Here is a 23661-nt window from a genome sequence, read left to right as displayed (position 1 = left end):
ATCCGAGATGAACGATCCGATTGCGACCGCTCGGCCGGGACGCACGATGCGACGCGCGACCGCGATGGCGGTGTCGACGACGATCGCATGCACAGGCGCCGCTCATGCGGCCACGTCGGTGATGATCTGGCCGATCGATCCGGTGATCGAGAGCGACCAGCGCGCGAGTGCGTTGTGGCTCGAGAATCAGGACGTCAAGCCGGTCACGTTGCAGATTCGCGTGCTCGCGTGGCGCGAGGCCGACTGGAAGGAGCTTCATGCGGAGAATCAACGCCGCGTCGTGAGCAGCCCGCCGATGGCGACGGTGCTGCCCGGCAAGCGGCAGTTGATCCGCTTGACGAAGCTGGTCGATGTCGCGCCTGGAGCCGAGGACGCGTATCGGGTGCTCATCGACGAGATTCCCCAGGCCGAGGATTCCGGGGGGGAAGGCGGCAATACGTCGCTCGGCGTGCGGTTCCAGATGCATTACTCGATACCGCTGTTCGTCGACGGGAACGGCGTATGGACCAAGGAAGACCCGGACAAACGCCGCGATCCGGCCACGGCTTCGGCGCCGGTGCTCGGCTGGCATATCGCTCGCGAGGACGGCAAGCGCTGGCTCGTGGTGGCGAATCGCGGCGTCGTGCATGCGCGCATCACGCAGATTGCGTTCGAGTCGGGGGAACAGCGCACCGAGATCGAGCGGGGGCTGCTGGGCTACGTGTTGCCCGGTGCTCGGATGCGCTGGCCGTTGCCGCAGGACCTGAAGCTCGCCGCGCAGTCGAATCTGGTTGCCACGGTCAACGGCAAGACAGGCGTCGAAATGCGTCCGGATGACGCTGACATGCATCCGTAGTTTCACAGGTCGCTCGGAACGGACAATCACGATACTCGACGGGGGGCCGGTGCGAGATATTCGAGCAGGAAACGAGCGGATGCCGCGCATGCGTGGCACCGTATGGGTTACCGGGCTTGCATTCGCGGCGGCGGCGAGCGCGGCGCATGCGGGCGATGCGACGCTCGCGGAAAGCTACGCCACGGGACTGCCGCCGCCCACTCGGTTAGTTCGTAGCGGCACGCTGTTTCTCGAACTGGTGGTCAATCATCTGGCAACCGGACAGATCGTGCCGGTGCGCTATCTTGACGGGACCTATACGGTCCGGGCCGGAGACCTTGCGAAGGTTTCCGTCCGTACGGGAGCGTCCGCCGACGAAATGGTCGATCTCGCCAGGCTCGACGGCGTCGAGGTCGAATACGACGGCGCGGCACAGCGGTTGAACCTGACCGTGCCATCCGACTGGCTGCCGGAGCAGAGCGTGGGATCGGCGAGGGTGTACGACAGGACGCCTGCCGCGGTGAGTCGCGGCCTGCTGCTCAATTACGACGTCTACACCAGTTCGCCGACGCGCGGCACGGGCTATACGTCGGCCTGGACCGAGCAGCGCCTGTTCGATCGCTGGGGCATCCTGACCAATACCGGCGTCTACCGGCGATCGTACGGTAGCGGCGCGGGCATGCGCGGCGACAATCGCTACCTGCGCTACGACACGACCTGGAGCTACTCCGATCAGAACCGGATGCTGACGTATACGGCGGGCGACCTTGTCACCGGGGCTCTTTCGTGGACCAGCGCCGTGCGTCTCGGCGGCATATCCGTGGCACGCGACTTCAGCGTGCGTCCGGACATCGTGACGTATCCGCTGCCGCAGTTTTCGGGGCAGGCGGCCGTGCCGACTGCGGTCGATCTGTTCATCAACGGCAGCAAGGCGACGACCGGCCAGGTCAACCCGGGACCCTTCACGCTGAACAACGTGCCGTTCATCAACGGTGCGGGCGAGGCCACCGTCGTGACGACCGATGCGCTCGGACGTCAGGTTGCGACGACCATTCCGTTCTACGTCGCCAATACGCTGCTGAAGAAAGGATTGTCCGATTTCTCGTTGTCGGCGGGCGCCATGCGGCGCGACTACGGGATCAGCTCGCTTTCGTACGGCAAGTCTGCGGTGTCGGGAACCGTGCGTCATGGCCTGACGAACGCGCTGACGATCGAAGGGCACGTGGAAGGCGGCGAACGTTTCGCGCTCGGCGGCCTGGGTTTCGGTCTCGGCGTCGGCCGGCTCGGCGTCGCCAGTGTTGCCGCGAGCCAGAGCACGATGGGCGGAACGTCGGGGCAGCAATACGCGTTCGGTTACGGCTATTCGTCGCAACGCTTCAGCGTCTCATTGCAGCGAATCCAGCGAACCGGCGAATTCCGGGATCTGTCGGCATACGATCTGTCGGCGGGCCTCGTTTACCGACAGGTACGCAGCAGCACGCAGGCCACGGGCGCGCTGAATCTCGGTGCGATTGGCGGCGCGATCGGCGTGGGTTATTTCGACGTACGCGGCAGCGACGGCTCGCGCATGCGGATCGCGAACGTCTCGTACACGCGGCCGCTCTTTGACCGGGCGACGCTTTACGCATCGCTGAACCGAACGATGGGCAACCGCGGCATCGATGCACAGGTTCAGCTGATCGTGCCGCTCGGTGGCCGGGGCACGGTGAGCGTCAGCGCGTCGCGAGACGGCAACGACAACCGGAGCGAGCGCGTGCAGTACAGCCGCAGCGTGCCGAGCGATGGCGGCTTCGGCTGGAATCTCGCGTATGCCGGCGGCGGGTCCCGGTATCAGCAGGGCGACATGACGTGGCGCAATCGCTACTTCCAGGTGCAGGGCGGCGTCTACGGATACGGTTCGCGCGAGGGGTATACGCGCTGGGGCGACATGCAGGGATCGCTGGTCGTCATGGACGGTGCGGTGCTGCCGGCCAATCGCGTCGACGATTCGTTCGTGCTGGTCGACACCCAAGGGCAGAAAGGTATTCCGGTGCGCTACGAGAATCAGCGCATCGGCACGACGGACAACGGCGGCCATCTGCTGGTGCCGTGGGCGCCGTCCTACTACGGGGCAAAGTACGAGATCGACCCGCTTGGCCTGCCGGACGACATGCGGGTGTCGATGGTCGAACGGCGCGTCGCCGTGAGGCACCGTGCCGGCGCGCTTGTGACGTTTCCGATCGAACGTGTGGTGTCGGCCACCATCCTGCTGGTCGACGCGAATGGCAAACCGGTCAAGGTCGGCTCAACGGTGACGCACCGCGAGAGCGGGCAAACGTCGCTCGTCGGCTGGAACGGGGAAACCTATTTCGAAGGGCTCTCGAGCACCAATCATCTGAGCGTCGCATTGCCGGACGGCAAGCATTGCAGCGCGGCGTTTCCTCTTGATGTGAACGCCGCCGGGACGAGCCGTATCGGGCCACTGTCATGCAACGAGTCACTGTGAGGTCAATCCCATGAGATCGCTTCTCGGATTCATTCGACGTGCGGCATTCGTGGCGCTCATCGCGACGATTGCCCCGATACCCGCCTACGCGGACTGCACGACGGCCAATCCTTCGCCGGCGGCGTTCGGCTCGGTCACGTCGCTGAACCTGTCAAGCCAACAGCAATCCACGTCGTCGCCGAGCGCCGGGCTGTCGTGCGGTGGCGCGCTTTTTGCCTTTCTCGTGAGCGGAAATGCGATCAACGGAACGATCACGTCGGCCAACGGCGGCAAGCTGCGTGGTGCCGCCGGCGATGCAATCGCCTATACGATGTTCGCCGACAAGAATTACTCGCAGCCGTTGAACTTCGGGCAGCTCTATAACTGGGCCGATACCCAATTCGTGAGCTTTCTCGGTTTGGGCGGCGGTTCGAGCGTCGCGCTTCCGTTGTTTTTCCGAACCGCACTGGGAAGCAATGTTGCCGCCGGAACCTACACCGATACCTTAACGATTGCGTGGAACTGGCATGTCTGCAGTGGCGCCGGTTTCGGATCATTCTGCCTTGGATGGAACGACGGACAGAACACGGCGACGTTTCCGGTCACGCTGACGGTGACCAACGATTGCACGATCACCGCCCCCGACGTGAACTTCGGATCCGCGCCGACCGTAGCGAGTTTCGCGCAGGTCAACGGGAGTCTGTCGTTGACCTGCACGAAAGGCATGACCTATACCGTCGGCCTGAGCCCGGGCAGCCATGCCGCCGCGAACGGACGCAGGCAGATGACGAGCGGCACGAACGTCTTGCAGTACGACATCTATGCGGCCAATGGCGGCACGATCTGGGGGCAGGCAACGAATCGGGTCGGCAGCGGCGGGGCAGCGGACGGCACGGCGGTGCAGACATTTCCGTATGTCGCCCGAATTTACACCGATCAGTCGACCCCGCCGGTCGGTAGCTACACGGACAGCGTGATCGTCGATGTACGTTACTGATGGCCCGGACCTGGGTGGTTGACGTTACGTAACGCGCATTCGACTACATGCGCACGAATCGGGAGACGGGCGGAAGACTTCGGCCCGCGCCGTTCTTGCTGTCGACCCAGGGGGGCGAGCGGACTGACCGGGAGGCAACGCGGCGGGGCAGGGCTTCAACGACTTAATACGCTTGCCGGATATCGAAATGCGACATCGCTCGGATATCGCATCGATAGTCTATCGGGCAATTAAATAGTTCTTGGGATCCTTGTCTTTGAGCCACAAGGGCGTTCTCCCGCGGCCGCACCAGGTTTTGCCTGTTTCAGGGTCGCGGAACTTCGGGGTTAATTTAATACCCTTTTTCGATTTATTCGCACCAAAGATTTCACGCGCGTTGATCTCGAATTCGATCACGAGCCGCCTTACTTCGTCGAGTACGGCAGCCCGTTCGCTCGATTTCACGGCATTTATCTGCCTTTCCAGCTCGGCTCGTTGCTCGATTAAATCGCGATATCTGGACAAGTTGTTCTCCTGTTGAGGTGGTTGTTGATTTTCAGGCTATCGCATGATTTTTTTATGATGATGAATAAAAATTGAATGATGTGTTGATTTTTGTGCCAGGGGTGGATTTGACGATTGTTTATTATTGAATTGAATTGTTGTGGTAAATGTCGACTCGTGTCGATGATGGGTTAATCAGGAAGCAGAAACGTAAAGGCCACGCGCCGCGCACGAAAGGCGTGCCGACGTATCGCTATCTCGAGGCTTGGGCACGGCTGGATTGCTTCGCGAAGTCGTCCGAGGTTTCGCCACTACCGGGTAGTCGGCTGCTGCACGCGTGGCAATGAATGTGCGCGACTTTCGTGCAAGAAACGGAAGGTATGCCGCGTCGTGTCATGGCATGCCGAAAACCCGCGACGGCTTCATGCGTCGCGGGTTTTTCTTTGCGTGAGCGTACGTCCGGATCGGGAAAACACGGAGAGGGTGCCGCGCCGTCGGCAATCGAAGTATGCTGTAGCGCGACCGATACGCGCGACTACCGGACATCGGCCGCGCGCGGCGGATAACCGGCCAGCCCCGTGATTCATCCGGTGGCCAGAATAAACAACCTTCGCCCGCGAGTGGGGGGCGTCAATCATGACCATGCTGCGTTCGTGGGGTGCGATTCTTTCGTCGCTGGTGCTCGTTGCGTGCGCCAGCCTTCCGCCGCAGGCCGATCGTGTACCGACCCATGCGTTCACCGACACGGAAAGCACGCGGCTAGGCGCCGCGTTCCAGCAGCAGGCCAGCACGCATCCGGGGCAGGACGCGTTTCATGTGCTGACCGATCCGGTCGACGCGCTGGATGCGCGCGTGCTGCTTGCCGACCGCGCCGACCGTTCGCTGGACCTCCAGTACTACATCTGGCACGACGACCTGACCGGGCATGAACTGGCCGATGCGATCATTCGCGCGGCCGATCGCGGCGTTCGCGTGCGCGTGCTGCTCGACGATCTCGGCACGAACGCGGACGACCGCAAGCTGCTCGAGATCAGTTCGCACCCGAACATCGAGATCCGGCTGTTCAATCCGGTTGCCACGCGCCGGTTCAAGAAGATCGGCACGGTGTTCGAGTTCTCGCGTGTCAACCGGCGCATGCACAACAAGGCGATGATCGCGGACAACCAGGCGGCGATCGTCGGCGGCCGCAATATCGGCGACGAATACTTCGGTGCATCGACGATGCTGGAGTTCGGCGATATCGATGTCGTTGTCCACGGTCCGGCCGTGAAAGCCATCTCGACGGAATTCGACACGTTCTGGAATTCCCCGTATGCGTATCCGATCGACGCACTGGTCGGGCACGCAGCGGCACCGGGCGGGCTGGATCGCGAGCGCGAACGGTTGCGCGACTACCTGAGGACGATGGAAGACAATCCTTACGTGATCGAGGCCAGGCAGCGGCTCGACCGGATCGTTCACGGGCAGGGCACGGAACTGTCGTGGGGGCACGCGACGGTGCTGTACGACGATCCGTCGAAGATCGCGCATTCGCCGAAGGACAGCGACGGGCACCTGTTGCCGCAGTTGCGCGCCATCGTATTGCAGCCCGAACATGACCTGCTGATCGTGTCGCCGTATTTCGTGCCGGGCAAGGACTTCGTCGAGCGGCTGCGCGCGTATTCGGCGCGCGGCGTGCGCGTGACGGTGCTCACCAATTCGCTTGCGTCGACCGACGTGGCGGCCGTGCATGCCGGCTATCGGCGCTACCGGAGCGATCTCGTGGCGGCCGGCGTGCGGCTTTACGAACGGCGGCCGTCGGGCGACAAGAGCATTTCGAAGGACGTCATCATCGGGTCGTCGCGTGCGTCGCTGCATGCGAAGACCTACGTGTTCGACCACAAGCGCATTTTCATCGGATCGATGAATTTCGATCCGCGCTCGCTGAACCTCAATACCGAGATCGGCGTTTTCTGCGAGAGCCCGGCGATTGCGGCGCAGGTGGCGAACGATCTGGAATCGCGACTCGACCGGATCGCGTGGCGTGTCGAGCCGCGGACCGATCCGGCAGGGAAAGGGCGGCTCAAGTGGATTCAGACCGATTCGGACGGGAAGGTCACCGAGTTCGACCATGACCCCGAAGTGTCGACGGCGCGCCGGATGGAGGTGTGGTTTCTCGGGCTGTTTCCGATCGAATCGCAACTGTGAGCGGCGATGCGTCGTGTGACGCTCAGGGCCGCTTGCGTGCGTGCTGCTCGATGACGGTCGCGAACTGCATCGCCGCTGTCTCGATCGTCGCGTCGTTCAGCCCCGAATACCCGAGCACGAAGCCGTTGTAGCGGCGGCCGTCGCCGACGCCATAGCTGCTCAACGGCTGAAGCTGCAAGCCCTGCGCGGATGCGGCGCGGGCGATGTCGGTGTCGTGCAGCGCAATCGCGAGGTCCGCGGAAAGATGCATGCCGCCCGGGCTGGCCCGAATGCTCAGCGTGGTGCCGAGGTGGCGGGCGAGTGCCGCTTCGAGACTGCTCCGCCGGTCTGCGTAGAGCGCCCTCATCTTGCGCAGGTGCCGCGCAAACAGGCCGGTGTCGATGAATTCGGCCATCGCGAGTTGATCAGCCGAATGACCGCGATGGACGAGTTCGCGCAGCGTGCTGGTGAAGCGGTCGACCAGGATCGGCGGCACCACCATGAAGCCGAGCCGAAGGGCGGGAAACATCGTCTTGCTGAACGTGCCGAGATAGCAGACCGGCGCGTCGGCATGCAGGCCCTGGATCGCGGGCAGCGGCTGCCCGCCGTGGCGGAACTCGCTGTCGTAGTCGTCCTCGATGATCCACGCGCCGCACGTACGCGCGTGCTCGACGAGCGCCGCTCGCCGCCGGGGGCTCATCAGCGCGCCGAGCGGGTATTGATGCGAGGGCGTCGTATAGATCAGCCGGGGCGCTTGCGTGCGCCACTGTTCGCCGGTCGGCGCCATCCCTTCGTGATCGACGTCGATCGGCACGATATTCAGGCCGGTCGACTGGAATGCGGTACGGGCGCCGTTGTAGCAGGGGTTCTCGAGCCAGCCGAACTCGCCGGGATTCGCCAGCATGCGCGCGCACAATTCGAGGCTGCTTTGCGTGCCGTCGGTGATGAAGACCTGCCCGGTTTCGCAGCGCACGCCGCGCGAGACCCGGATATACGCGGCCACGGCGCGCCGCAATTCGGGCAGCCCTTCGACCGGGCCATACGCGAGCTGGGTGGGCTTGATGACTTTCCACGCGCGCTCGATGCAACGGCGCCACTGGGCAACGGGGAATTCGTCGAGTGAAGGGAGGCCGGGGACGAACGGCAGCATGCGTTCGGGTTCGGGGTGGGCGTTTTCGAGCCCGTGCACACGCTCGGACAGGCGAACCGGGGCCGGGCCGTTTTCGTGCGCGGCGCTCGGGCGGCCGCAACCGTCCCATAGCGTGATCGTGCCGTTACGCGTGGCGGCCACGAAGCCTTCCTCGGCAAGGCGCTCGTACGCATAGACCGCCGAATTGCGCGCGATACCCAGCTCCGCTGCGAGCACGCGCGTCGAAGCGAGCCGCGTGCCGGGCGGAATGTGCCCGTCCAGCAGCATGTTGCGCAGGTTCCGGTAGAGGGCTTCCTGCTGGCTGTGCGTTGTCGTGCCGTCCTGTCGGGAAAGCGATGAGATGAGCAGCGCGAGATCCATGGGCTGGTTCTAAAAAATATCCTTGAGCTGGTTCTTTTTAAGATTCGACGCGCATCGTACTGTTCACGTTCTCGCGGTGCAGGCCAGTACGCTGGCATTTCCGGTGGTCGTTTCGGCTCGGGGCCCGCGCGTATTTTGATCGATTTGGCGAGCGGCTGTCGATAGGCCGATCGAGTGGTCGCTCAGGCGTGGATGCCGCACGATTCCGCTTCGATCCCGAATTCATGCAATTCGCAGTACAAATATATGTTCGAGCGGATACCCGCGACTTGCCGAAATGCGGGCCGATCGATGCGCGCAAGGTCGTGCGAACAGGAAAACGAAACATGAAAGACCAGGCCGTCCTCTCTCCCACATCCCGTACCACCATTCGCCGCCTGCCCGAACTGGCGAATTGCGATCGCGCGATGCTCTACCGCATCGTGGACGACGCGTACGTTTGCCACATCGCGTTCAGCGCCGGCGAGGACACGCATTGCATCCCGACCGCGCACTGGAGACGGGGCGACGACCTCTATATCCACGGGTCCAACGGCAGCAGGATGGTCAAGGCGCTGTCGGCGGGCGCACCGGCCTCCGTCGCCATCACGTTGCTGGACGGGCTGGTGTTGGCCAAGTCGGCCTTCAGTCATTCGATGAATTATCGATCCGCGGTGATCTACGGGCAGTTCGATGTGGTGGAGGGCAGTGCGGAGAAGCTCGAGGCGCTGGATGCCTTCATGGACAAGATCGCCGCGGGTCGCAAGCATGAAGCGCGGCCGGGCAATTCGAAGGAGCTCAACGCGACCAGCGTGCTGCGGATTGCTCTTGCGGAAGCGGCGGTGAAAGTCAGCGACTCGATGCCGTCCGACAAGGACGAAGATCTGGAACTCGCTGTCTGGTCAGGGATCCTGCCGCTGAAGACGGCGCGCGGCACGCCCATTCATGCCGACGGCAACGTGCCCGTGCCGGACTACGTCCGCAACTGGGCAGATTGAATGGCGCGGCAGGGCCGAGAAGCGTTGACGAAGCAGGCGGCGCGCGTCGCGTGCGATACAAAAGGTGCGCGGCGCGATAGGCCGCGCCGTTTTCGCACCGCAGCGTGATCCGTGTCGTGCTGCCGTGGTGTGGCGTTGTCACTCCGGACGGTGTTCGCGCGACTCGTGCTGCGGCGGATGCGATTCCGCAGGGTGCGGATGCTGAGCGGGCGCGTGCTCGGGCGCCGGTTGCCGCGGCGGCGCGGCCGCGTGTTCCTGCGGGTGCGCTTCGTTGCGTGGTTGCGCCTCCTTGTGTTGTTGCTGCTCGGCCGCGTTACGTTGCTGCATTGCTTCGCGCTGTTGTTGCTGCGCCGCGTTGTGTTGCTGCATTTCCTCTCGTTGTTGCTGCTCCTGCCGTGCCGCGTCGTGCTGTTGCATCGCTTCGTGTTGCCGCTGCGCCTCGTTGCGCTGCTGTTGCTGAAGTTGCTGCTGCTGCACGGCCGCGCGATTTTCCGGCGCGGCGCGCTCCTGCTGCATCGCCTGCTGCCTCTCGTCGTGCATCGCGCCGGGCGGGTGCTGCGCCGGTGCGTCGGCATGCGGCTCATTCGCGCGGTGCTGCGCGAAGGCTTCCGGCGCCGGCCGGGCACCGGGGCGCGCGTCGTTCGCGGCGAAATGCGGCATCGTCATCGGCGCGGCGCCCGGGCGTTGCTCCATCGCCTGTCCGCGTATCGGCTCCGTACCCGGCTGCATCGTATTGCGTTCGATCGTCGTGTTGTTGGTGACGTTGCCGCCGTAATTGTTCGTGATGCGCGTGTTGCGGATGTTGGTGATGTTGTTGATCACGGTGGTCGACTTCGTCACGTACGTGGTGTGGTTGTACACCACGGCCGGGCGTTGCCAGCCGCCGTTCCAGCGCGGGCCGTCCGGATGCGGCGCGCCCCAGTTCATGCCCCATGCATGCCAGCCCCAGTCGTGGTGTCCGAAGATCGCGGCGCCGACGGCGATGCCGACGCCGAATGTGATCACGCCGGCCGCGACGATTTCGCCGGTGCTGTATGCGGGCGGCCGATACACATAACCGGGGTAGGCTGAAACCGGCTCGCCGTAGACGACGGTCGGGTTGTACGACGGGACGTAGACGACGTCGGGCTGCGCGGACTCGATCTCGATCGCCTGCTCGGGCGGCGGCACGATTGCCGGCCCGGCGTAGACCACGGGCGCGTCGGTGGCCGGCGTATAGCCGGCCGGCGCGGCCTGAGCGACTTGCGTGACCCGCATCTGGCCGCCGGAGCGGAGATGCCCGGACGTCTGCGCGCGCTGGCGCATCACCTGAATCGCGTTCATCACGTCGGTCGGATCGTTGTAGTACGCCTGGCCGAGCGACGTGGTCCAGGCCGGGGTCGACGCCATCTGCGCGAGCACCGCGGGGAACGCGGTCAACGCCTTGACGGACGGGTCCCACGGCTGCGTATCGGCGGCGGTCGCGAGCGCCGGCCCCTTCAGCGACGGATTCTGCGTCACCCAGGTATTGGCGCCCGTCACCTGGTCCGGATACGTTGCACCCGCCAGCACCAGTGCGACGAGTTTGTCGGGGAACAGCGCGATCGGCGCGACCATCTGGTAGAGCTGGTCGGCCGTCGGCGGCGTGTACGCGACCGGTGCCGACGCGGGCAGTGCCGCCGAGGCCGTGTTTGCGTCGCTGGCCGGTACGGCGGCGTTGCTGTCGCTGTTCTTGTTGCAGGCCGACAGGCCGAGCAGCGACACGATGATGGACGACGCGATCAGCGTTCTGACGGGGCGGTGATGTGCACGTGCGGTTTTCATGGTGTTGGTTCGGTGTGGTGCGGCGTTGTCGGGCACGCGGGCCGCGCGATCGGCATCAGCACTGTGCCGAGCCCATGTCCGCATGGCGGGTGTCCCGCGACGAATCGATATATTCAGTTAAACGCACGACACGCACGGAAGGTGTCAGCGGGTTGTGTAACAGTGTGTGTACCTTGCAGTCCGTAAGCAGGTGGGCGCCGGTCGGGTAAGCGATATGAAAGTTGCTTGCGCAACGATTGCAAGGTCGGCGAGCGTATCGTCCCGGTGGCATGCTCCGCGAGATTACGCGGAATGCAGAAAACCCGCGACGGCTTTGCAGCCGTCGCGGGTTCTTGTTACGCGGGGGTATGCGGTTCCGGGCGCGCGAAGCGGCGCACGCCCGGAACCGGGGCGGTCAGCCGTCCATCAGCGCGCGAAATCCGACGTGCTCTGGATGAACGCGTTCAGCTTCGAGATGTTCACGCTGCCGAAGCCCGTCGTCGCGTCCCAGCCGGCCTTCGCCTTGTAGCCGTAGGTGCCGCTGCCGTTGTTGCCGGACGTGACGTCGTGCACCAGCGCCGCGTTGGACGGGAAGTACTTGTAGATGCTCGACGCGGGGAACCCGAGCGCATTGTTGTTGGCCGACTGCAGCCGCGCCCAGATGCCCGTGAAGATCGGCGCGGCGAGACTCGTGCCGCCTTCGTTGTTCAGGTAGCCCGAACCCCACAGCGTGTCGGACGTCTGGCCGTTCACGACGAGAATCGCGCCGGTGCGCAGGTCGGCGTCGAAGCCGACGTCGGGCAGTGCGCGCTTGGTCGACCCCGTGAGGCTCGACGACTGCCACGTCGGCGCGGCCTCGTACTTGCTGTACCCGCCGCCCGTCGACCACACGGTACCCGGCTGCCAGCTCGGATCGTTCCAGACGATCTCGCTGTTGTACGCGTTGGTCGACGAATTGGTGAACAGCGTCGTGCCGCCCACCGCGATCACGTACGGCGACGTGGCCGGTTCGCTCACCGTGTAGGTCGAGCGCGACGGCGTGCCGCTCGCGCATTCGTACGCGCCGTGGTCGCCGGCGGAAACGGAGAAGGTTTGCCCCTGCGCGACCGCCTGCTTGAAGATGGTGTCGTCGGTGGCCTGCGAGCCGGTGCTGTTCGCGGACGATTCGCACACGCCGAGCGACACGTTGATCACCTTCGCGACGTTGTCGGTCACGGCCTTGTTGTAGGCGGCCGTGATCGCCGTGAGCGACATCGACGGCGCGGCGTAGAACACGACCTGCTTCACGCTGCCGCCGGCCGCGCCGACGATCGACTGGCTGTCGAGATTCCATTCGACGGTGCCGTCGGTGTCGGTGTACGAACTGCCGGCCGGGCCCGTCTTCACGATGCTGCTGCTGATCGAGCCGAGGCCGTTGTTCGCAGCGAACGTATTGAGGTCGCTCACCGTCTGCGACAGGTCGCCTTCGGAGATGATGCCGACCGTGGTCTGCGAGGCGGTCGGCGTGCCGTCGCCGCCGTAGATCGACGAGAACTCGGTCGGGTTGTGCGGCACGGCCGACGCGCCGGCCGGGATCGTCAGGTTGCTGGTGTTGCCTTGCGGCTTGCTGCCCGCGCCCGTATGCATCAGCTCGACGTTCTGCAGGCCGAGCACCGTACCGACGATGCCGCCGATCGCGTTCGGCACTTGCGCGGCATCGGTGTTCGCATAGACGCTGCGGCCGTTGCGCGTGAAGCGCTTGAGGGTCGTGCGGAACGCGGACTTGATGGTTGCCGCGGTGCCCGACGCGGACACCAGCAGCCGGTTCGGCGCGACCACGATATTCACGAAGCCTGCCTTGCGCAGGTGTGCGACGACGGATGCGACCTGCTGGTCGGTCGGCGCATATTGCGCGGCGAACTGCGCAGGCGTGAGGAACTGCCGGTAGTGCGGCGAGCCGGGCGTATGCAGGTCGCGCAGGTACTGGTCGAGCTGGGCTTCGTTGCGCAGGTTCAGCCCGAGCACGACGTCCACCGATTCGCCGGGCGCCATTTCGATGGCCGCAGCGGCAGCGGCGGCCGTGCTCGCGGCGGGCGCGCCGGCGGTGCCGGCTTCGTTTTGCTGCACGAGCGGCAGGAACCCCTTGGTGCGCGTTTCCGTCCAGCCGGCCGCGGGCGCGGCATGGGCGGTCGCCATGCCGAACGAAGCGGCGGCTGCGGCGGCGAATACGAGTTTCACGAGGCGAATGTGCTTTTGTTTCTTGTTTGCAACCTGATTCATTTGAATTACCCCTCCGGTTGAACATCGAACTGCACGAACAACAACGGTCGACAACGGTGCGGGTGATGCACCGCCGCTTTCTGCCGCATGCGTGCGGATGACACGGATGCGGCAGGGCCTTTCGCCCTATCCGGAAAGCGGTTTTTCTCCGGGGGCGAAATACGGAAAACGCGGTAACGGGGAGGCTGCGCCGCGCTGCGGGGCAGCCGTGCCGGACATGGCGCGGGCGGGATTGCTAGAGCAACAACTTCGTTGTCCTGCTCATTTGATTCGATCCTTCGGCCTGCTGCCGGATGGCAGCCGTCCAGTGAGATGCATCGGAATGTTGCACGCGCCGGCGTGAAAACGTGTCATCCGGCGGCGAGCACGTCGGTGCAGCGGAAGCGAAAAAACGTGGAGCGGAATCGATTGCGTGGTGAGCAATTCGTCAGATTGCTTGCATCGGACGGTATCAAGAACGAAAGCGGGGTGTCAAACTTTTTTTGATTATATGAAACAAAATTAAATCGAATAAAGCGCAATGATTTTGAAAAGATCGGCGGCTATTTGTAATGTTCGAAACCGGCAAGGCAGGTAATGCCGAACGTGACTCGCCGATCCTTTCCGAGGCGTTTTGAAACGGGCAATCGTTATCGAGGAAATGCTCGAATGGCAGGGGCCCGTCGCGGGATGTCGAATTCGAGGACGGCATCGCCGCACAGCGACGCGAGATGGCGGACCTGTCCGCCGTGCGCTTCGACGACCGTGCGAACGACGCACACGCCGAGACCGGTTTCGTCGAACCGGCGCGTGCCCTGGTCTTCGATCCGGACGATCGCGCCCGCGGGCCGTTCTTTGACGGAGAGTTTCAGTTTGCCGGGGGTGGAGCGGCGCCGTACGTCGTCGAACAGCGCGAGCACGGCCTGCCGGATGCGTGCGCCGTCGCAGGCCAGGACGATCGTGTCGGCCTCCAGATCGACGACGAACCCCGCTTCTCGAAGCGCGTCGCGTGCGGAATCGATGGCATGTTCGATCTCGCGGTCGAGTGCCGCCGGTTGCAGATCGAGTATCAGCGCAGCGGGTCGTTCGGCTAGCTGAAGATCGTCGACGAGCCGGAATAGCCCGTCGACATGATGCAGCAGCGCGTCGCGTGAAAGCGCATCGGCGCCGGCGGCGAGCGCCTTGATGGCATCGAGGCGGGTTTCGAGATCCGCGAGCGGCGTGCGCATGTCGTGGCGGATGGTGCCGTTGGCGGCGGCCGCATTGGATGAAGGGGCGTGTTTCAGTCGATGAGTCATCGCATTGAAGTGCTCGATGAAGCGCGACATGTCGGCCGGGCAGTCGTCGCGGGAAACTGCGCGCGCCGACGGATCGCCGGCAGCGATGCGGCCGGCGGATTCCGCAACCGCGTCGAGCGACCGGAGCGTGCGACGCATCAGCCTGACGAGGTCGAACGCGGCGGTCAGCAGGCAGACGAGCAGCGCCGTCGCGAGTACAAGGTAAGTGGACGCGCTGTGGATCATCGCGTCGGCCGTTGCGTCGTGCGGCAACGCGGCCGGCTTATGCAGCGCGTAGATGAAGAATGCAACGGTGCAGGCGATCAGCACGACGACGAGCGCGCCCGTGCCGATCGTCTGCCCGATATGCCGGCCGGGCCGCGCCGGCAGCGTCACGGCAAACCCCGCAGCCGGTAGCCGACGCCGCGCATCACTTCGGGCATGCCCGGCGCGCCGGCCTGTTCGAGCTTCTTGCGCAGCCTGCAGATGTGGCTGTCGACCGTGCGTTCCAGCGCGCTGACGTCGGCCATGCACGCATCGAGCAGTTCGCCGCGCGTGAACACGCGGCTCGGCGATCGCGCCATGTGCGCGAGCAGCCGGAACTCCGTCAGCGTCAGCGTGATCGGCACCTCGACGGAACGCGTCCGCACGCGGGCCAGATAGCTGTCGGTGTCGATCTCCAGGTCGCCGACGCGCAGCACGCGTGTGGGCGGTGGCGCGGCCGACCGGCGCAGGATCGCGCGCAGCCGCGCGACGACCTCGGCCGGGTTGAACGGCTTGACGATGTAGTCGTCTGCGCCGGCATGCAGCGCCTGCAGCCGGTCGAGGTCGCGGTCGAATGCGGTGAGGACGACGACGGGCGTATTGCCGCGCTGCCGAAGCTCGGTGAGTACAGCCCAGCCGTTTTTCTGCGGCATCTTCACGTCGAGCAGGATCAGGTCGGGCTTCAGGCGCGGTTGTACATCGAGCACCGCTTGACCGTCGGCGACGCGGTAGGTGCGAAAGCCGTCGTGCTTCAGGTATGCATCGAGGATGTCCGAAATGTCGGGCTCGTCTTCTGCAATCAGTATCAGGGAATTCGTCATGGAGTTTGCCGTGCGATGTCGAACAATCGGGGCAGCCCGTTGCCGGGCCGGGTTGCACCGTACCGTCCCGCCGTCGTGCCGGACGGTACGGTGCCGTTCGTTCAGTCCTGCACCACGCTCTTCGACGCCGCAACGTCCTTGTCCGTCAGGCCGCCGCCGAGTGCCTTGTACAGCGCAACGGCGTTGCTGAGCTCGCTGCGGCGCAGGTCGAGCAGCGCCTGCCGTGCCGAATAGAGCTGCCGCTGCGAATCGAGCAGTTCCAGCCGTCCTTCGACGCCCGCGCGATAGCGCAGGTTCGACAGGTCGGTGCGGCGTTCGGCCGAGCCGACCACGCGCGTCTGCGCTTCGATCTGGCGGCCGAAGGTTTCGCGCCCGGCGAGACCGTCGGCCACTTCGCGGAACGCGGTCTGGATCGAGCGTTCGTACTCGGCGACGGCGCTGGACTTGCGCACTTCCGCGAGACGCAGTTCGGAACGCAGCCGGCCGCCCTGGAAGATCGGCACCGTGACCTGCGGCGCGAAGCTCCACGTGCGCTGTCCGCCGTCGAACAGGCTGCCCATCGCCGGGCTGAGGAAGCCGATCGACGACGTCAGCGACAGGCGCGGGAAGAACGCGGCGCGCGCGGCGCCGATATCGGCATTCGCAGCGACGAGATTCTGTTCGGCCTGCTGGAGATCCGGGCGGCGGAACAGCAGCTCGGACGGCAGGCCGGCCGGCAGTTGCGTCATCACGGGCTGCTGCTGAAGCGGCACCGGATCGGGCAGATCCTTCGGCAGCTCGGTGCCGACCAGCAGGCGCAGTGCGTTGCGTGCCTGCTCGACGGCGCGCGTGCGCGCTTCGAGATCGGCCGTGGCGCTCGCGACCTGGCCTTCGGCCTGTGCGATGTCGACGCCGCTCGCCTGATGCGCTTCCTTCAGGCGGCGCGCGAGATCGAGCGACTGCTGCCAGTCGGCGAGCGTGCGCTCGGACAACTGGCGTTGCTCCTGCGCGAGGCGTTCGGCGAAATAGGCATCCGCGACGCCGCCGACCAGCGAGATCTGCACCGCGCGGCGGCCATGATCGGTCGCGAGGTAGCGCGCGAAGGCCGCATCCGACATCGATTTCACGCGGCCGAACAGGTCGATCTCGAACGCGCTGATGCCGAGGTTCACGCCGTACTGGTTCTGCGTCGTGCCGAACAGCGGCGGACTCGACTGCGTGTCGTCCGACGTGCGCTGGCGCGTGAAGTTCGCACCGGCGCCGATCGACGGCAGGCGCGCGGAACGCTGGATGCCGTATTGCGCTTCGGCAGCTTCGACGTTCAGCGCCGCCAGGCGCAGGTCGCGGTTGTGCTCGAGCGCCAGCTCGATCAGGCGCTGCAGGCGGCGATCGCCGAACATCGTGCGCCAGCCGAGATCGGCGGCGTTGGCCTTGAGGTCGGCGGCTGCGGCGGCCGTGTAGGCCGTCGGCACCGGCATCGAGGGTTTGACCAGCGTCGGCGCCAGCGAGCAGGCCGACAGGGCGAGGACGAGGGGAAGAATAAGCAATCGCATGGCATCAACCTTCCTGTCCGTGAGTCGGGGCGGCCGGCTGCTTGCGGGAAGCCCGCCATGCGCCGATGCGCTCCTGGATGCTCATCACGAACACAAAGAAAACAGGGACGAAGAAAATGGCCAGTACCGTGGCGGTCACCATGCCGCCGAACACGCCGGTACCGATCGCGTGCTGCGTTTCGGCGCTGGCGCCGGTCGCGATCATCAGCGGCACGACACCGAGGCCGAACGCGAGCGAGGTCATCAGGATCGGGCGCAGGCGCAGCTTCGACGCCTGCACGGCCGCTTCGATCAACCCCTTGCCTTCCTCGCGCAACTGCTTCGCGAACTCGACGATCAGGATCGCGTTCTTCGCGGACAGGCCGATCACGGTGATCATCCCGACCTTGAAGAACACGTCGTTCGGCATCCCGCGCAGCAGCACCGCACCGATCGCGCCGATCAGGCCGAGCGGCACCACCAGCATCACCGACAGCGGGATCGACCAGCTTTCGTACAGTGCGGCAAGCACCAGGAACACGACGATCATCGACAGCGCCATCAGCATCGGCGCCTGCGACGCCGACTGGCGTTCCTGCAGCGACTGGCCGGTCCACTCGACCGCGAAGCCCGGCGGCAGTTGCGCGGCGAGACGTTCCATCTCGGCCATCGCCGCACCGCTCGACTGGCCCGGGGCGGCGGTGCCCGAGATCCGCGCCGACGGATAGCCCTTGAAGCGCACCATCTGCAGCGGCGTCTCGGCCCACACCGGGCGCACCACCTCGGACATCGGCACCATGCCGCCGGCTGCGTTGCGCACGTACAGCTTCATCACGTTGTCGATCTGCATGCGCGCGGGTGCATCGGCCTGGATGATCACCTGCTGCATGCGGCCTGCGTTCGGGAAGTCGTTCACGTAGGTCGAACCCATTGCGGTCGACAGCGTGTCGCTGAGCGTCGTGAACGACACGCCGAGCGCCTGCGCTTTCGCGCGGTCGATCTCGAGGCGGATGCTCGTGCCGGCCGGCAGGCTGTCCGGATACACGCCGGTCACGACCTTGCTTTGCGCGGCGAGTTCGAGCAGCTTGGCTTCCGCCGCCTTGAGCGCGGCAGTGCCCTGGTTGGCGCGGTCTTCAAGGCGCATCGAGAAGCCCGAGCTGTTGCCGAGTTCGTCGATCGCCGGCGGCAGCAAGCTCATCACCGTGCCTTCGGTTACGCCGGCCATCGCCTGCTGCGCGAGCATGCCTTCCTCGATCGTCGACGAGCCGCCGCGGTTCTTCCAGTCCTTCATCACGGACCAGTTGATCGCCGCGTTCGGACCTTGGCCCGAGAAGCCGTAGCCGATCACGGAAATGCTCGACTGGATTGCCGGACGCGAAGCAAGATGCTTCTCCAGCGTCTTGACCACATCGTGCGTACGCTCGGCGGTAGCGTCTGCGGGCAGCAGAAAGCTGGTGATGAAGTAGCCCTGGTCCTCGTCCGGCAGGAACGACGATGGCAGGCTGCGGAAACCGAACACCAGCGCGCCCGAAATCGCGACGAACACCAGCATCACGCGGCCCGTGCGGCCGACCAGGCGGCCGACGCGCGTCTCGTACCATTTCGTCAGGCGGTCGAAGCGGCGGTTGAACCAGCCGAAGAAGCCGCGCTTTTCGTGGTGGCCCGGTTCGAGCGGCTTGAGCATCGTTGCGCACAGGGCCGGCGTGAGCGTCAGCGCCAGCAGCGCCGAGAACAGGATCGACACGGCCATCGACATCGTGAACTGCTTGTAGATCACGCCGACCGAGCCGCTTGCCATCGCCATCGGCAGGAACACCGCGGTCAGCACCAGCGTGACGCCGACGATCGCGCCGGTGATCTCCTTCATCGCCTTCGACGTCGCATCCTTCGGCGACAGTCCTTCCTCGGCCATCAGGCGTTCGACGTTCTCGACGACGACGATCGCATCGTCGACGATGATGCCGATCGCGAGCACCATGCCGAACATCGTCAGCACGTTGATCGAGAAACCGGTCAGCAGCATCACCGTGAACGTACCGAGCATCGCGACCGGCGCGACGATGGCCGGGATCAGCGTATAGCGCACGTTCTGCAGGAACAGGTACATCACGAGGAACACGAGCACCATCGCTTCGAGCAGCGTGTGCAGCACTTTCTCGATCGAGATCTTCACGAACGGCGACGTGTCGAGCGGGATCGAGTAGGTCATGCCCGATGGCATCGACTTGCTCAGTTCGGCCATGCGCGCACGGATCGCGTCCGCGGTCTTCACCGCGTTGGCGCCCGGCGCGAGCTGCACGCCGGCGAGGGTGGCCGGCTTGTTGTTCTCGCGGCTCACGAACGTGTAGTTCTGCGAGCCGAGCTCGACGCGCGCGACGTCGCCGAGCACGACCTTCGAGCCGTCCGCGTTCGCGCGCAGCACGACCTTCGCGAACTCTTCCGGCGTCGTGAGCTGGCCCTGCGCGGTGAGCGGCACGGTCACGCGCTGGCCCGGCAGCGCGGGCAGCGCACCAAGGCTGCCCGGTGCGATCTGGACGTTCTGCTGGCCGATCGCGGTCGTCAGGTCGCTCATCGACAGGCCGAAATTGATCAGCTTCTGCGGATCGACCCAGATGCGCATCGCGCGTTCGGAGCCGAACTGCAGCACACGCCCGACGCCGTCGACTCGCCGCAGCTCCTCGGACACGCTGCGCGCCATGTAGTCGGCGAGCGCGCTTTCGTCGAAGCGGCCGTTGTCGGAGCGCAGGCCGACGATCATCAGAAAGCCGGACGAAGCGGATTCGACGATCAGCCCGTTCTGGCGCACGGCCGCGGGCAGGCGCGGCTCGACCGACTTGATCTTGTTCTGCACGTCGACCTGCGCCAACTCCGGATTGGTGCCGGGCTTGAACGTCACGGTGATCTGCGCAGAGCCGGACGTATCGGCCGACGATTCGAAGTACAGCAGGTTCTTGACGCCGGACAGTTCGCGCTCGATGAGGCTCAGCACGCCGTCGTTCATCGTCTGCGGCGTGGCGCCGGGGTAGCTCGCGGTGATCGTGACGGACGGCGGCGCGACTGACGGGTAGCGCGCGACCGGCAGTTGCGGGATCGCGATCAGCCCCGTCAGGATGATGAAGAGCGCGATCACCCAGGCAAACACCGGGCGTCGGATAAAGAATTCAGCCATGACTGGAGGTTCCTCGTGACTCAGTGCGCGGACGCGGTGGCGGCCGCGTCAGGCGACTTCCAGTCGGTCGCGGCGGCCGGCGCGCCGTCGATCAGGCGTTCCATGCCTTCGACGACGACCTTCTGGCCGGCCTGCAGGCCCGACTTGATGCGATAGCTGCGGTTCGTCAGTTCGCCGACTTCGACAGCCTTCAGATGCGCGGTACCCTTCGCGTCGAGCACCCATACCTGCGGCTTGCCGCCGGCGCGTACGACCGCCTGTTGCGGCACCATCACCGCGTTCGCGTAGTGCGCGCGCGGAATGCGGGCACGCACGTACATGCCCGGCAGCAGCTGGCGTTTCGGGTTGTCGACCAGCACGCGCAGCAGCACGTCGCCGGTGCCCGGATCGACGTTGACGCCCGAGAACAGCATGCGGCCCTTCACGTCGTAACGCGTGTCGTCGTCGCGCAGCACGTCGACCGGCAGGCCGTTGCTGTCCGACGTTCGCGGTTGCGCCGCGAGTGCGCCGCGCAACGATTCGAGCGACGCGGCGGGCTGGCGCACGTCCACGTAGACCTGGTCGATCTGCTGGATGCGCGCCATCGGCTGGCTGTCGCCGCTCGACACCAGCGCGCCTTCGGTCACGAGCGCCTGGTCGATGCGGCCGGCGATCGGCGCTTCAACGGTCGCGAACTTCAAGTCGAGCTGGCGGCGCGCGAGCGTCGCGCGGGCCTGCGCCACGTCGGCAGCGGCCTGGTCGCGTTGCGAGACGGCGTCGTCGTACACCTGGCGACTGATCGCGTCGGCTTCGACGAGCGGCTTGAAGCGGGCCGTCTGCACCTTGGCGCGTTCGAGCGCGGCCTGCGCACGCTGCAGCGATGCCGCGGCCGTGTCCATTTCAGCCTTGAACGGGGCCGGATTGATCTGGAACAGCGGCTGGCCCATGCGTACTTCGGTGCCTTGTTCGAACAGGCGGCGCTGCACGATGCCGCTCACCTGCGGCCGGATCTCGGCCACCCGCACGGCCGCGACGCGGCCCGGCAGATCCTCGGTGACGTCGAGGGGCGTGGCTGCCACGGTCATGGCCGCAACCGGGGTGGCCGGTGCGGCGGCCTGCTGTTCGGCGGGCCCGCAACCCGCCAGCATTGCCGCCACCAGCGCGCATACCGCGCTGTAGCAGCATCGTTTCTGATTTTTCATCGCGACTCCAGGAAACGCAGGCAGCCCACTGCCTGCTTTGACGAGGCGGAGTTTGCGTGGATTAGTTGGGGGCTTTTATGCGGAAAGATGGAGATTCGATGGAGCCGGCGAAAGGAATCGAAAAGAGGGTGTCAGCGAACGCCGGAATGGTCGGACGAATGGTCGCGGCGCTGTATCATGCGCGCGGGGTCGTCGGCATTCCGCCTGCCGGCCCAGTCAACGAGGATCGACCGCGACGTGATCGATAACGACCCGCTCGGCAACGAAGTGCCGATGGCGTGGCAGGCCAGGCTGGCCGGCTGCCGATGGACGCGGCAGACGGACGGTCAGTCGGACGCCGCCGTGTTCCGGCTCGATGCGCGCGACGGCTCACGCCGGTTCGTGAAGACGGCGCCCGCGGGGCCGCTGGGCGAATTGCGTGACGAGGCGGCGCGGCTGCGCTGGCTGGCGAGCACGGGCCTGCCGGGCGCGCAGGTGCTCGACGTGGCGTCGGCGGCGGGGCGCGAGTGGATGCTGCTGAGCGCCGTGCGCGGCGACAACCTCGAAACGGCGCAGCTCGCGCCGGCCGAGAAGGTGGCGATCATGGCCGACGCGCTGCGTGCGCTGCATCGGCTCGATCCGGCCACGTGCCCGTTCGATCACGGCGCCGCGCATCGCATCGAGCGGGCCCGCGCACGGATGCATGCGGGGCTCGCCGACGAGGACAACCTCGACGACACGAATGCGGGCGTGCCGCTCGACGCACTGTTCGCGAGGCTTCTCGCGCACCGGCCGTCGACCGAGGACAGGGTCGTCACGCACGGCGACGCGTGCCTGCCCAACCTCATGGCCGACGACGGCCGCTTCTCCGGCTTCATCGACTGCGGACGACTGGGGGTGGCCGATCGTTATCAGGATCTGGCGCTGGCGGCGCGCGATATCGAAGCGGATCTGGGCAGCGAATGGGTCGCGCGTTTCTTCACGCGCTACGGGATCGAACACCCCGATCCCGACCGGATTGCGTTCTATCGGCTGCTCGACGAGTTTTTCTGAGTGCGCAGGTGTTCACCGATGGTGAGCGAACGCCTTACTGCACCCTCTGCGTAACCACGTGCGTCCCGGAACTGCCGGCGGCCGGCTGATCGTTGTATGCCGAGAATCCATAGTTCAGCAGTTTGCCGGCGCCGACGATCCGGTCGTTCGCCGTGGGCGCCCCGAGCACGACCGCGAATACGCGTCGCGTCATCGGCGGAGATGCTTGCCGGCGCTTCGCAGTGGCCACGATGCAGTAGCCGGCCGCTTGCGTGTGGCCGGTCTTCATCCCGTCGACGGAAGGATCCTTTCCGAGCAGCCAGTTCTTGTTGCGCTTGCGGAACGAGCCGTACGAGAAATTCTGCTCGGACGAGAAGGTGTAGTACTCCGGAAAATCGTTCGTCAGGCGCAACGCCAGCACCGACAGGTCGCGTGCCGTCGTGGTGTTCCCCTGCGTCGTGATGCCGGACGGCGTCGTGTAGTGCGTGTGGTTCATCCCGAGCTGGTGCGCCATCGCGTTCATCTTCTGCTCGAACCCTTCGGGCGAGCCGCCGATGCGCTTCGCGAGCACCAGTGCCGCGTCGTTCGCGGACGCCGCAATGAGACCCAGGACGAGTTCCTTCACCGGGACATGCTGGCCGGGCACGAGATACATCCGTGCTTCATCGTTGCCGACCGAACCGATGTCGGCCGCGTCGACGGCCAGCTTCTCGTCCCATCGCACGGTGCCGTGCTTGAGCGCGTCGAGCACGAGATAGGCCGTCATCAGCTTGGTGAGCGAGGCGGGCTGGCGTTCGGCGTCGGCGTCATGTTCGACGAGCGTCTGGCCCGACTCGCCGTCGACGACGATCCACGATGCGGCGCGGACGTTGGGCGATGGGCTGGCGGCGGCGTGACCCGTCGACATGGCGACACACGATGCGAAGGCTGCGACGAGCGTCGACAGGCGGAGACGGAGTGAATGGTGATGCGACTTCAAGTTGCAACCTGTGTGGG

17 protein-coding genes are annotated in these 23661 nt (G+C 65.5%); 7 read left to right on the top strand and 10 right to left on the bottom strand.

Going from position 1 to position 23661, the window contains the following annotated elements:
- Positions 1–7 precede the first annotated feature (7 nt).
- The 3 genes from BLA15945_RS14885 (at position 8) to BLA15945_RS14875 (ending at position 4275) form a co-directional block, all read left to right on the top strand.
- Positions 8–835: a fimbrial biogenesis chaperone gene (locus BLA15945_RS14885; RefSeq protein WP_059240769.1), complete on the top strand. Its 828-nt coding sequence runs from the start codon at positions 8–10 to the stop codon at positions 833–835.
- A 79-nt stretch (positions 836–914) separates the two neighbouring features.
- Positions 915–3299 (top strand): fimbria/pilus outer membrane usher protein, encoded by a 2385-nt coding sequence (locus BLA15945_RS14880; RefSeq protein ID WP_174992767.1) that lies wholly within the window; start codon positions 915–917, stop codon positions 3297–3299.
- A 10-nt stretch (positions 3300–3309) separates the two neighbouring features.
- A complete protein-coding gene (locus tag BLA15945_RS14875) occupies positions 3310–4275 on the top strand; it encodes a Csu type fimbrial protein (protein ID WP_174992766.1) in 966 nt (321 codons plus the stop codon).
- A gap of 219 nt (positions 4276–4494) precedes the next feature.
- Here BLA15945_RS14875 and BLA15945_RS14870 read toward each other — a convergent pair whose 3' ends face one another.
- Positions 4495–4779: an H-NS histone family protein gene (locus BLA15945_RS14870; protein ID WP_174992765.1), complete on the bottom strand. Its 285-nt coding sequence runs from the start codon at positions 4777–4779 to the stop codon at positions 4495–4497.
- A 615-nt stretch (positions 4780–5394) separates the two neighbouring features.
- Between BLA15945_RS14870 and BLA15945_RS14865 the strand changes: the two genes are divergently transcribed.
- Positions 5395–6945, top strand: coding sequence for a phospholipase D family protein (locus tag BLA15945_RS14865; protein ID WP_174992764.1), 1551 nt, complete (start codon positions 5395–5397; stop codon positions 6943–6945).
- A 22-nt stretch (positions 6946–6967) separates the two neighbouring features.
- On the opposite strand, the gene pdxR is transcribed toward BLA15945_RS14865, so the two are convergent.
- The gene (gene pdxR / locus BLA15945_RS14860; RefSeq protein WP_174992763.1) at positions 6968–8434 is read right to left on the bottom strand and encodes a MocR-like pyridoxine biosynthesis transcription factor PdxR; all 1467 of its coding nucleotides are present in this window, start codon (positions 8432–8434) and stop codon (positions 6968–6970) included.
- A 326-nt stretch (positions 8435–8760) separates the two neighbouring features.
- Between pdxR and BLA15945_RS14855 the strand changes: the two genes are divergently transcribed.
- Positions 8761–9411, top strand: coding sequence for a pyridoxamine 5'-phosphate oxidase family protein (locus tag BLA15945_RS14855; RefSeq protein ID WP_174992762.1), 651 nt, complete (start codon positions 8761–8763; stop codon positions 9409–9411).
- 138 nt (positions 9412–9549) lie between these two features.
- Here the strand turns inward: BLA15945_RS14855 and BLA15945_RS14850 are convergent, their stop codons facing one another.
- The 3 genes from BLA15945_RS14850 to BLA15945_RS37665 all read right to left on the bottom strand — a co-directional run bounded on the left by BLA15945_RS14850 (position 9550) and on the right by BLA15945_RS37665 (position 14759).
- Positions 9550–11214: a DUF3300 domain-containing protein gene (locus tag BLA15945_RS14850; RefSeq protein ID WP_174992761.1), complete on the bottom strand. Its 1665-nt coding sequence runs from the start codon at positions 11212–11214 to the stop codon at positions 9550–9552.
- Positions 11215–11619: 405 nt separating this feature from the next.
- A complete protein-coding gene (locus tag BLA15945_RS14845; protein WP_174992760.1) occupies positions 11620–13452 on the bottom strand; it encodes a S53 family peptidase in 1833 nt (610 codons plus the stop codon).
- A 629-nt stretch (positions 13453–14081) separates the two neighbouring features.
- The gene (locus BLA15945_RS37665) at positions 14082–14759 is read right to left on the bottom strand and encodes a sensor histidine kinase (protein WP_233464226.1); all 678 of its coding nucleotides are present in this window, start codon (positions 14757–14759) and stop codon (positions 14082–14084) included.
- Here BLA15945_RS37665 and BLA15945_RS37660 point away from each other — a divergent pair.
- Positions 14721–15125 carry a hypothetical protein gene (locus tag BLA15945_RS37660; protein WP_233464225.1) on the top strand — a complete coding sequence of 135 codons (405 nt, stop codon included), beginning with the start codon at positions 14721–14723 and terminating at the stop codon, positions 15123–15125. The genes BLA15945_RS37665 and BLA15945_RS37660 overlap by 39 nt on opposite strands.
- On the opposite strand, the gene BLA15945_RS14835 is transcribed toward BLA15945_RS37660, so the two are convergent.
- The 4 genes from BLA15945_RS14835 to BLA15945_RS14820 all read right to left on the bottom strand — a co-directional run bounded on the left by BLA15945_RS14835 (position 15101) and on the right by BLA15945_RS14820 (position 21654).
- On the bottom strand, positions 15101–15793 hold the full coding sequence (locus BLA15945_RS14835) for a response regulator (protein ID WP_174992759.1): 693 nt from the start codon (positions 15791–15793) through the stop codon (positions 15101–15103). The two genes, BLA15945_RS37660 and BLA15945_RS14835, sit on opposite strands and share 25 nt — an antisense overlap.
- Before the next feature lie 101 nt (positions 15794–15894).
- Complete coding sequence (locus BLA15945_RS14830) at positions 15895–17325, bottom strand: efflux transporter outer membrane subunit (protein ID WP_174992758.1); 1431 nt, start codon at positions 17323–17325, stop codon at positions 15895–15897.
- 4 nt (positions 17326–17329) lie between these two features.
- Positions 17330–20473 carry a multidrug efflux RND transporter permease subunit gene (locus BLA15945_RS14825; protein ID WP_059237292.1) on the bottom strand — a complete coding sequence of 1048 codons (3144 nt, stop codon included), beginning with the start codon at positions 20471–20473 and terminating at the stop codon, positions 17330–17332.
- A 20-nt stretch (positions 20474–20493) separates the two neighbouring features.
- Positions 20494–21654, bottom strand: a complete 1161-nt coding sequence (locus BLA15945_RS14820) for an efflux RND transporter periplasmic adaptor subunit (protein WP_174992757.1) — start codon at positions 21652–21654, stop codon at positions 20494–20496.
- A gap of 237 nt (positions 21655–21891) precedes the next feature.
- Between BLA15945_RS14820 and BLA15945_RS14815 the strand changes: the two genes are divergently transcribed.
- A complete protein-coding gene (locus BLA15945_RS14815) occupies positions 21892–22686 on the top strand; it encodes an APH(3')-II family aminoglycoside O-phosphotransferase (protein ID WP_407045103.1) in 795 nt (264 codons plus the stop codon).
- Positions 22687–22720: 34 nt separating this feature from the next.
- Here the strand turns inward: BLA15945_RS14815 and BLA15945_RS14810 are convergent, their stop codons facing one another.
- Positions 22721–23572: a D-alanyl-D-alanine carboxypeptidase family protein gene (locus BLA15945_RS14810; protein ID WP_174992755.1), complete on the bottom strand. Its 852-nt coding sequence runs from the start codon at positions 23570–23572 to the stop codon at positions 22721–22723.
- Positions 23573–23661: the final 89 nt, after the last annotated feature.

It is taken from the genome of Burkholderia arboris, assembly GCF_902499125.1.
Lineage (GTDB): Bacteria > Pseudomonadota > Gammaproteobacteria > Burkholderiales > Burkholderiaceae > Burkholderia > Burkholderia arboris.
This window is presented reverse-complemented; position numbering and strand designations above follow the sequence as displayed.

Bases quoted from the DNA above. Each gene is read 5' to 3' on its own strand.
- BLA15945_RS14885 (WP_059240769.1), top strand. From the start codon at position 8: ATGAACGATCCGATTGCGACCGCTCGGCCGGGACGCACGATGCGACGC.
- BLA15945_RS14880 (WP_174992767.1), top strand. From the start codon at position 915: ATGCCGCGCATGCGTGGCACCGTATGGGTTACCGGGCTTGCATTCGCG.
- BLA15945_RS14875 (WP_174992766.1), top strand. From the start codon at position 3,310: ATGAGATCGCTTCTCGGATTCATTCGACGTGCGGCATTCGTGGCGCTC.
- BLA15945_RS14865 (WP_174992764.1), top strand. From the start codon at position 5,395: ATGACCATGCTGCGTTCGTGGGGTGCGATTCTTTCGTCGCTGGTGCTC.
- pdxR (WP_174992763.1), bottom strand. From the start codon at position 8,434: ATGGATCTCGCGCTGCTCATCTCATCGCTTTCCCGACAGGACGGCACG.
- BLA15945_RS14855 (WP_174992762.1), top strand. From the start codon at position 8,761: ATGAAAGACCAGGCCGTCCTCTCTCCCACATCCCGTACCACCATTCGC.
- BLA15945_RS14850 (WP_174992761.1), bottom strand. From the start codon at position 11,214: ATGAAAACCGCACGTGCACATCACCGCCCCGTCAGAACGCTGATCGCG.
- BLA15945_RS14845 (WP_174992760.1), bottom strand. From the start codon at position 13,452: ATGAATCAGGTTGCAAACAAGAAACAAAAGCACATTCGCCTCGTGAAA.
- BLA15945_RS37660 (WP_233464225.1), top strand. From the start codon at position 14,721: ATGAGTCATCGCATTGAAGTGCTCGATGAAGCGCGACATGTCGGCCGG.
- BLA15945_RS37665 (WP_233464226.1), bottom strand. From the start codon at position 14,759: ATGTCGCGCTTCATCGAGCACTTCAATGCGATGACTCATCGACTGAAA.
- BLA15945_RS14835 (WP_174992759.1), bottom strand. From the start codon at position 15,793: ATGACGAATTCCCTGATACTGATTGCAGAAGACGAGCCCGACATTTCG.
- BLA15945_RS14830 (WP_174992758.1), bottom strand. From the start codon at position 17,325: ATGCGATTGCTTATTCTTCCCCTCGTCCTCGCCCTGTCGGCCTGCTCG.
- BLA15945_RS14825 (WP_059237292.1), bottom strand. From the start codon at position 20,473: ATGGCTGAATTCTTTATCCGACGCCCGGTGTTTGCCTGGGTGATCGCG.
- BLA15945_RS14820 (WP_174992757.1), bottom strand. From the start codon at position 21,654: ATGAAAAATCAGAAACGATGCTGCTACAGCGCGGTATGCGCGCTGGTG.
- BLA15945_RS14810 (WP_174992755.1), bottom strand. From the start codon at position 23,572: ATGTCGACGGGTCACGCCGCCGCCAGCCCATCGCCCAACGTCCGCGCC.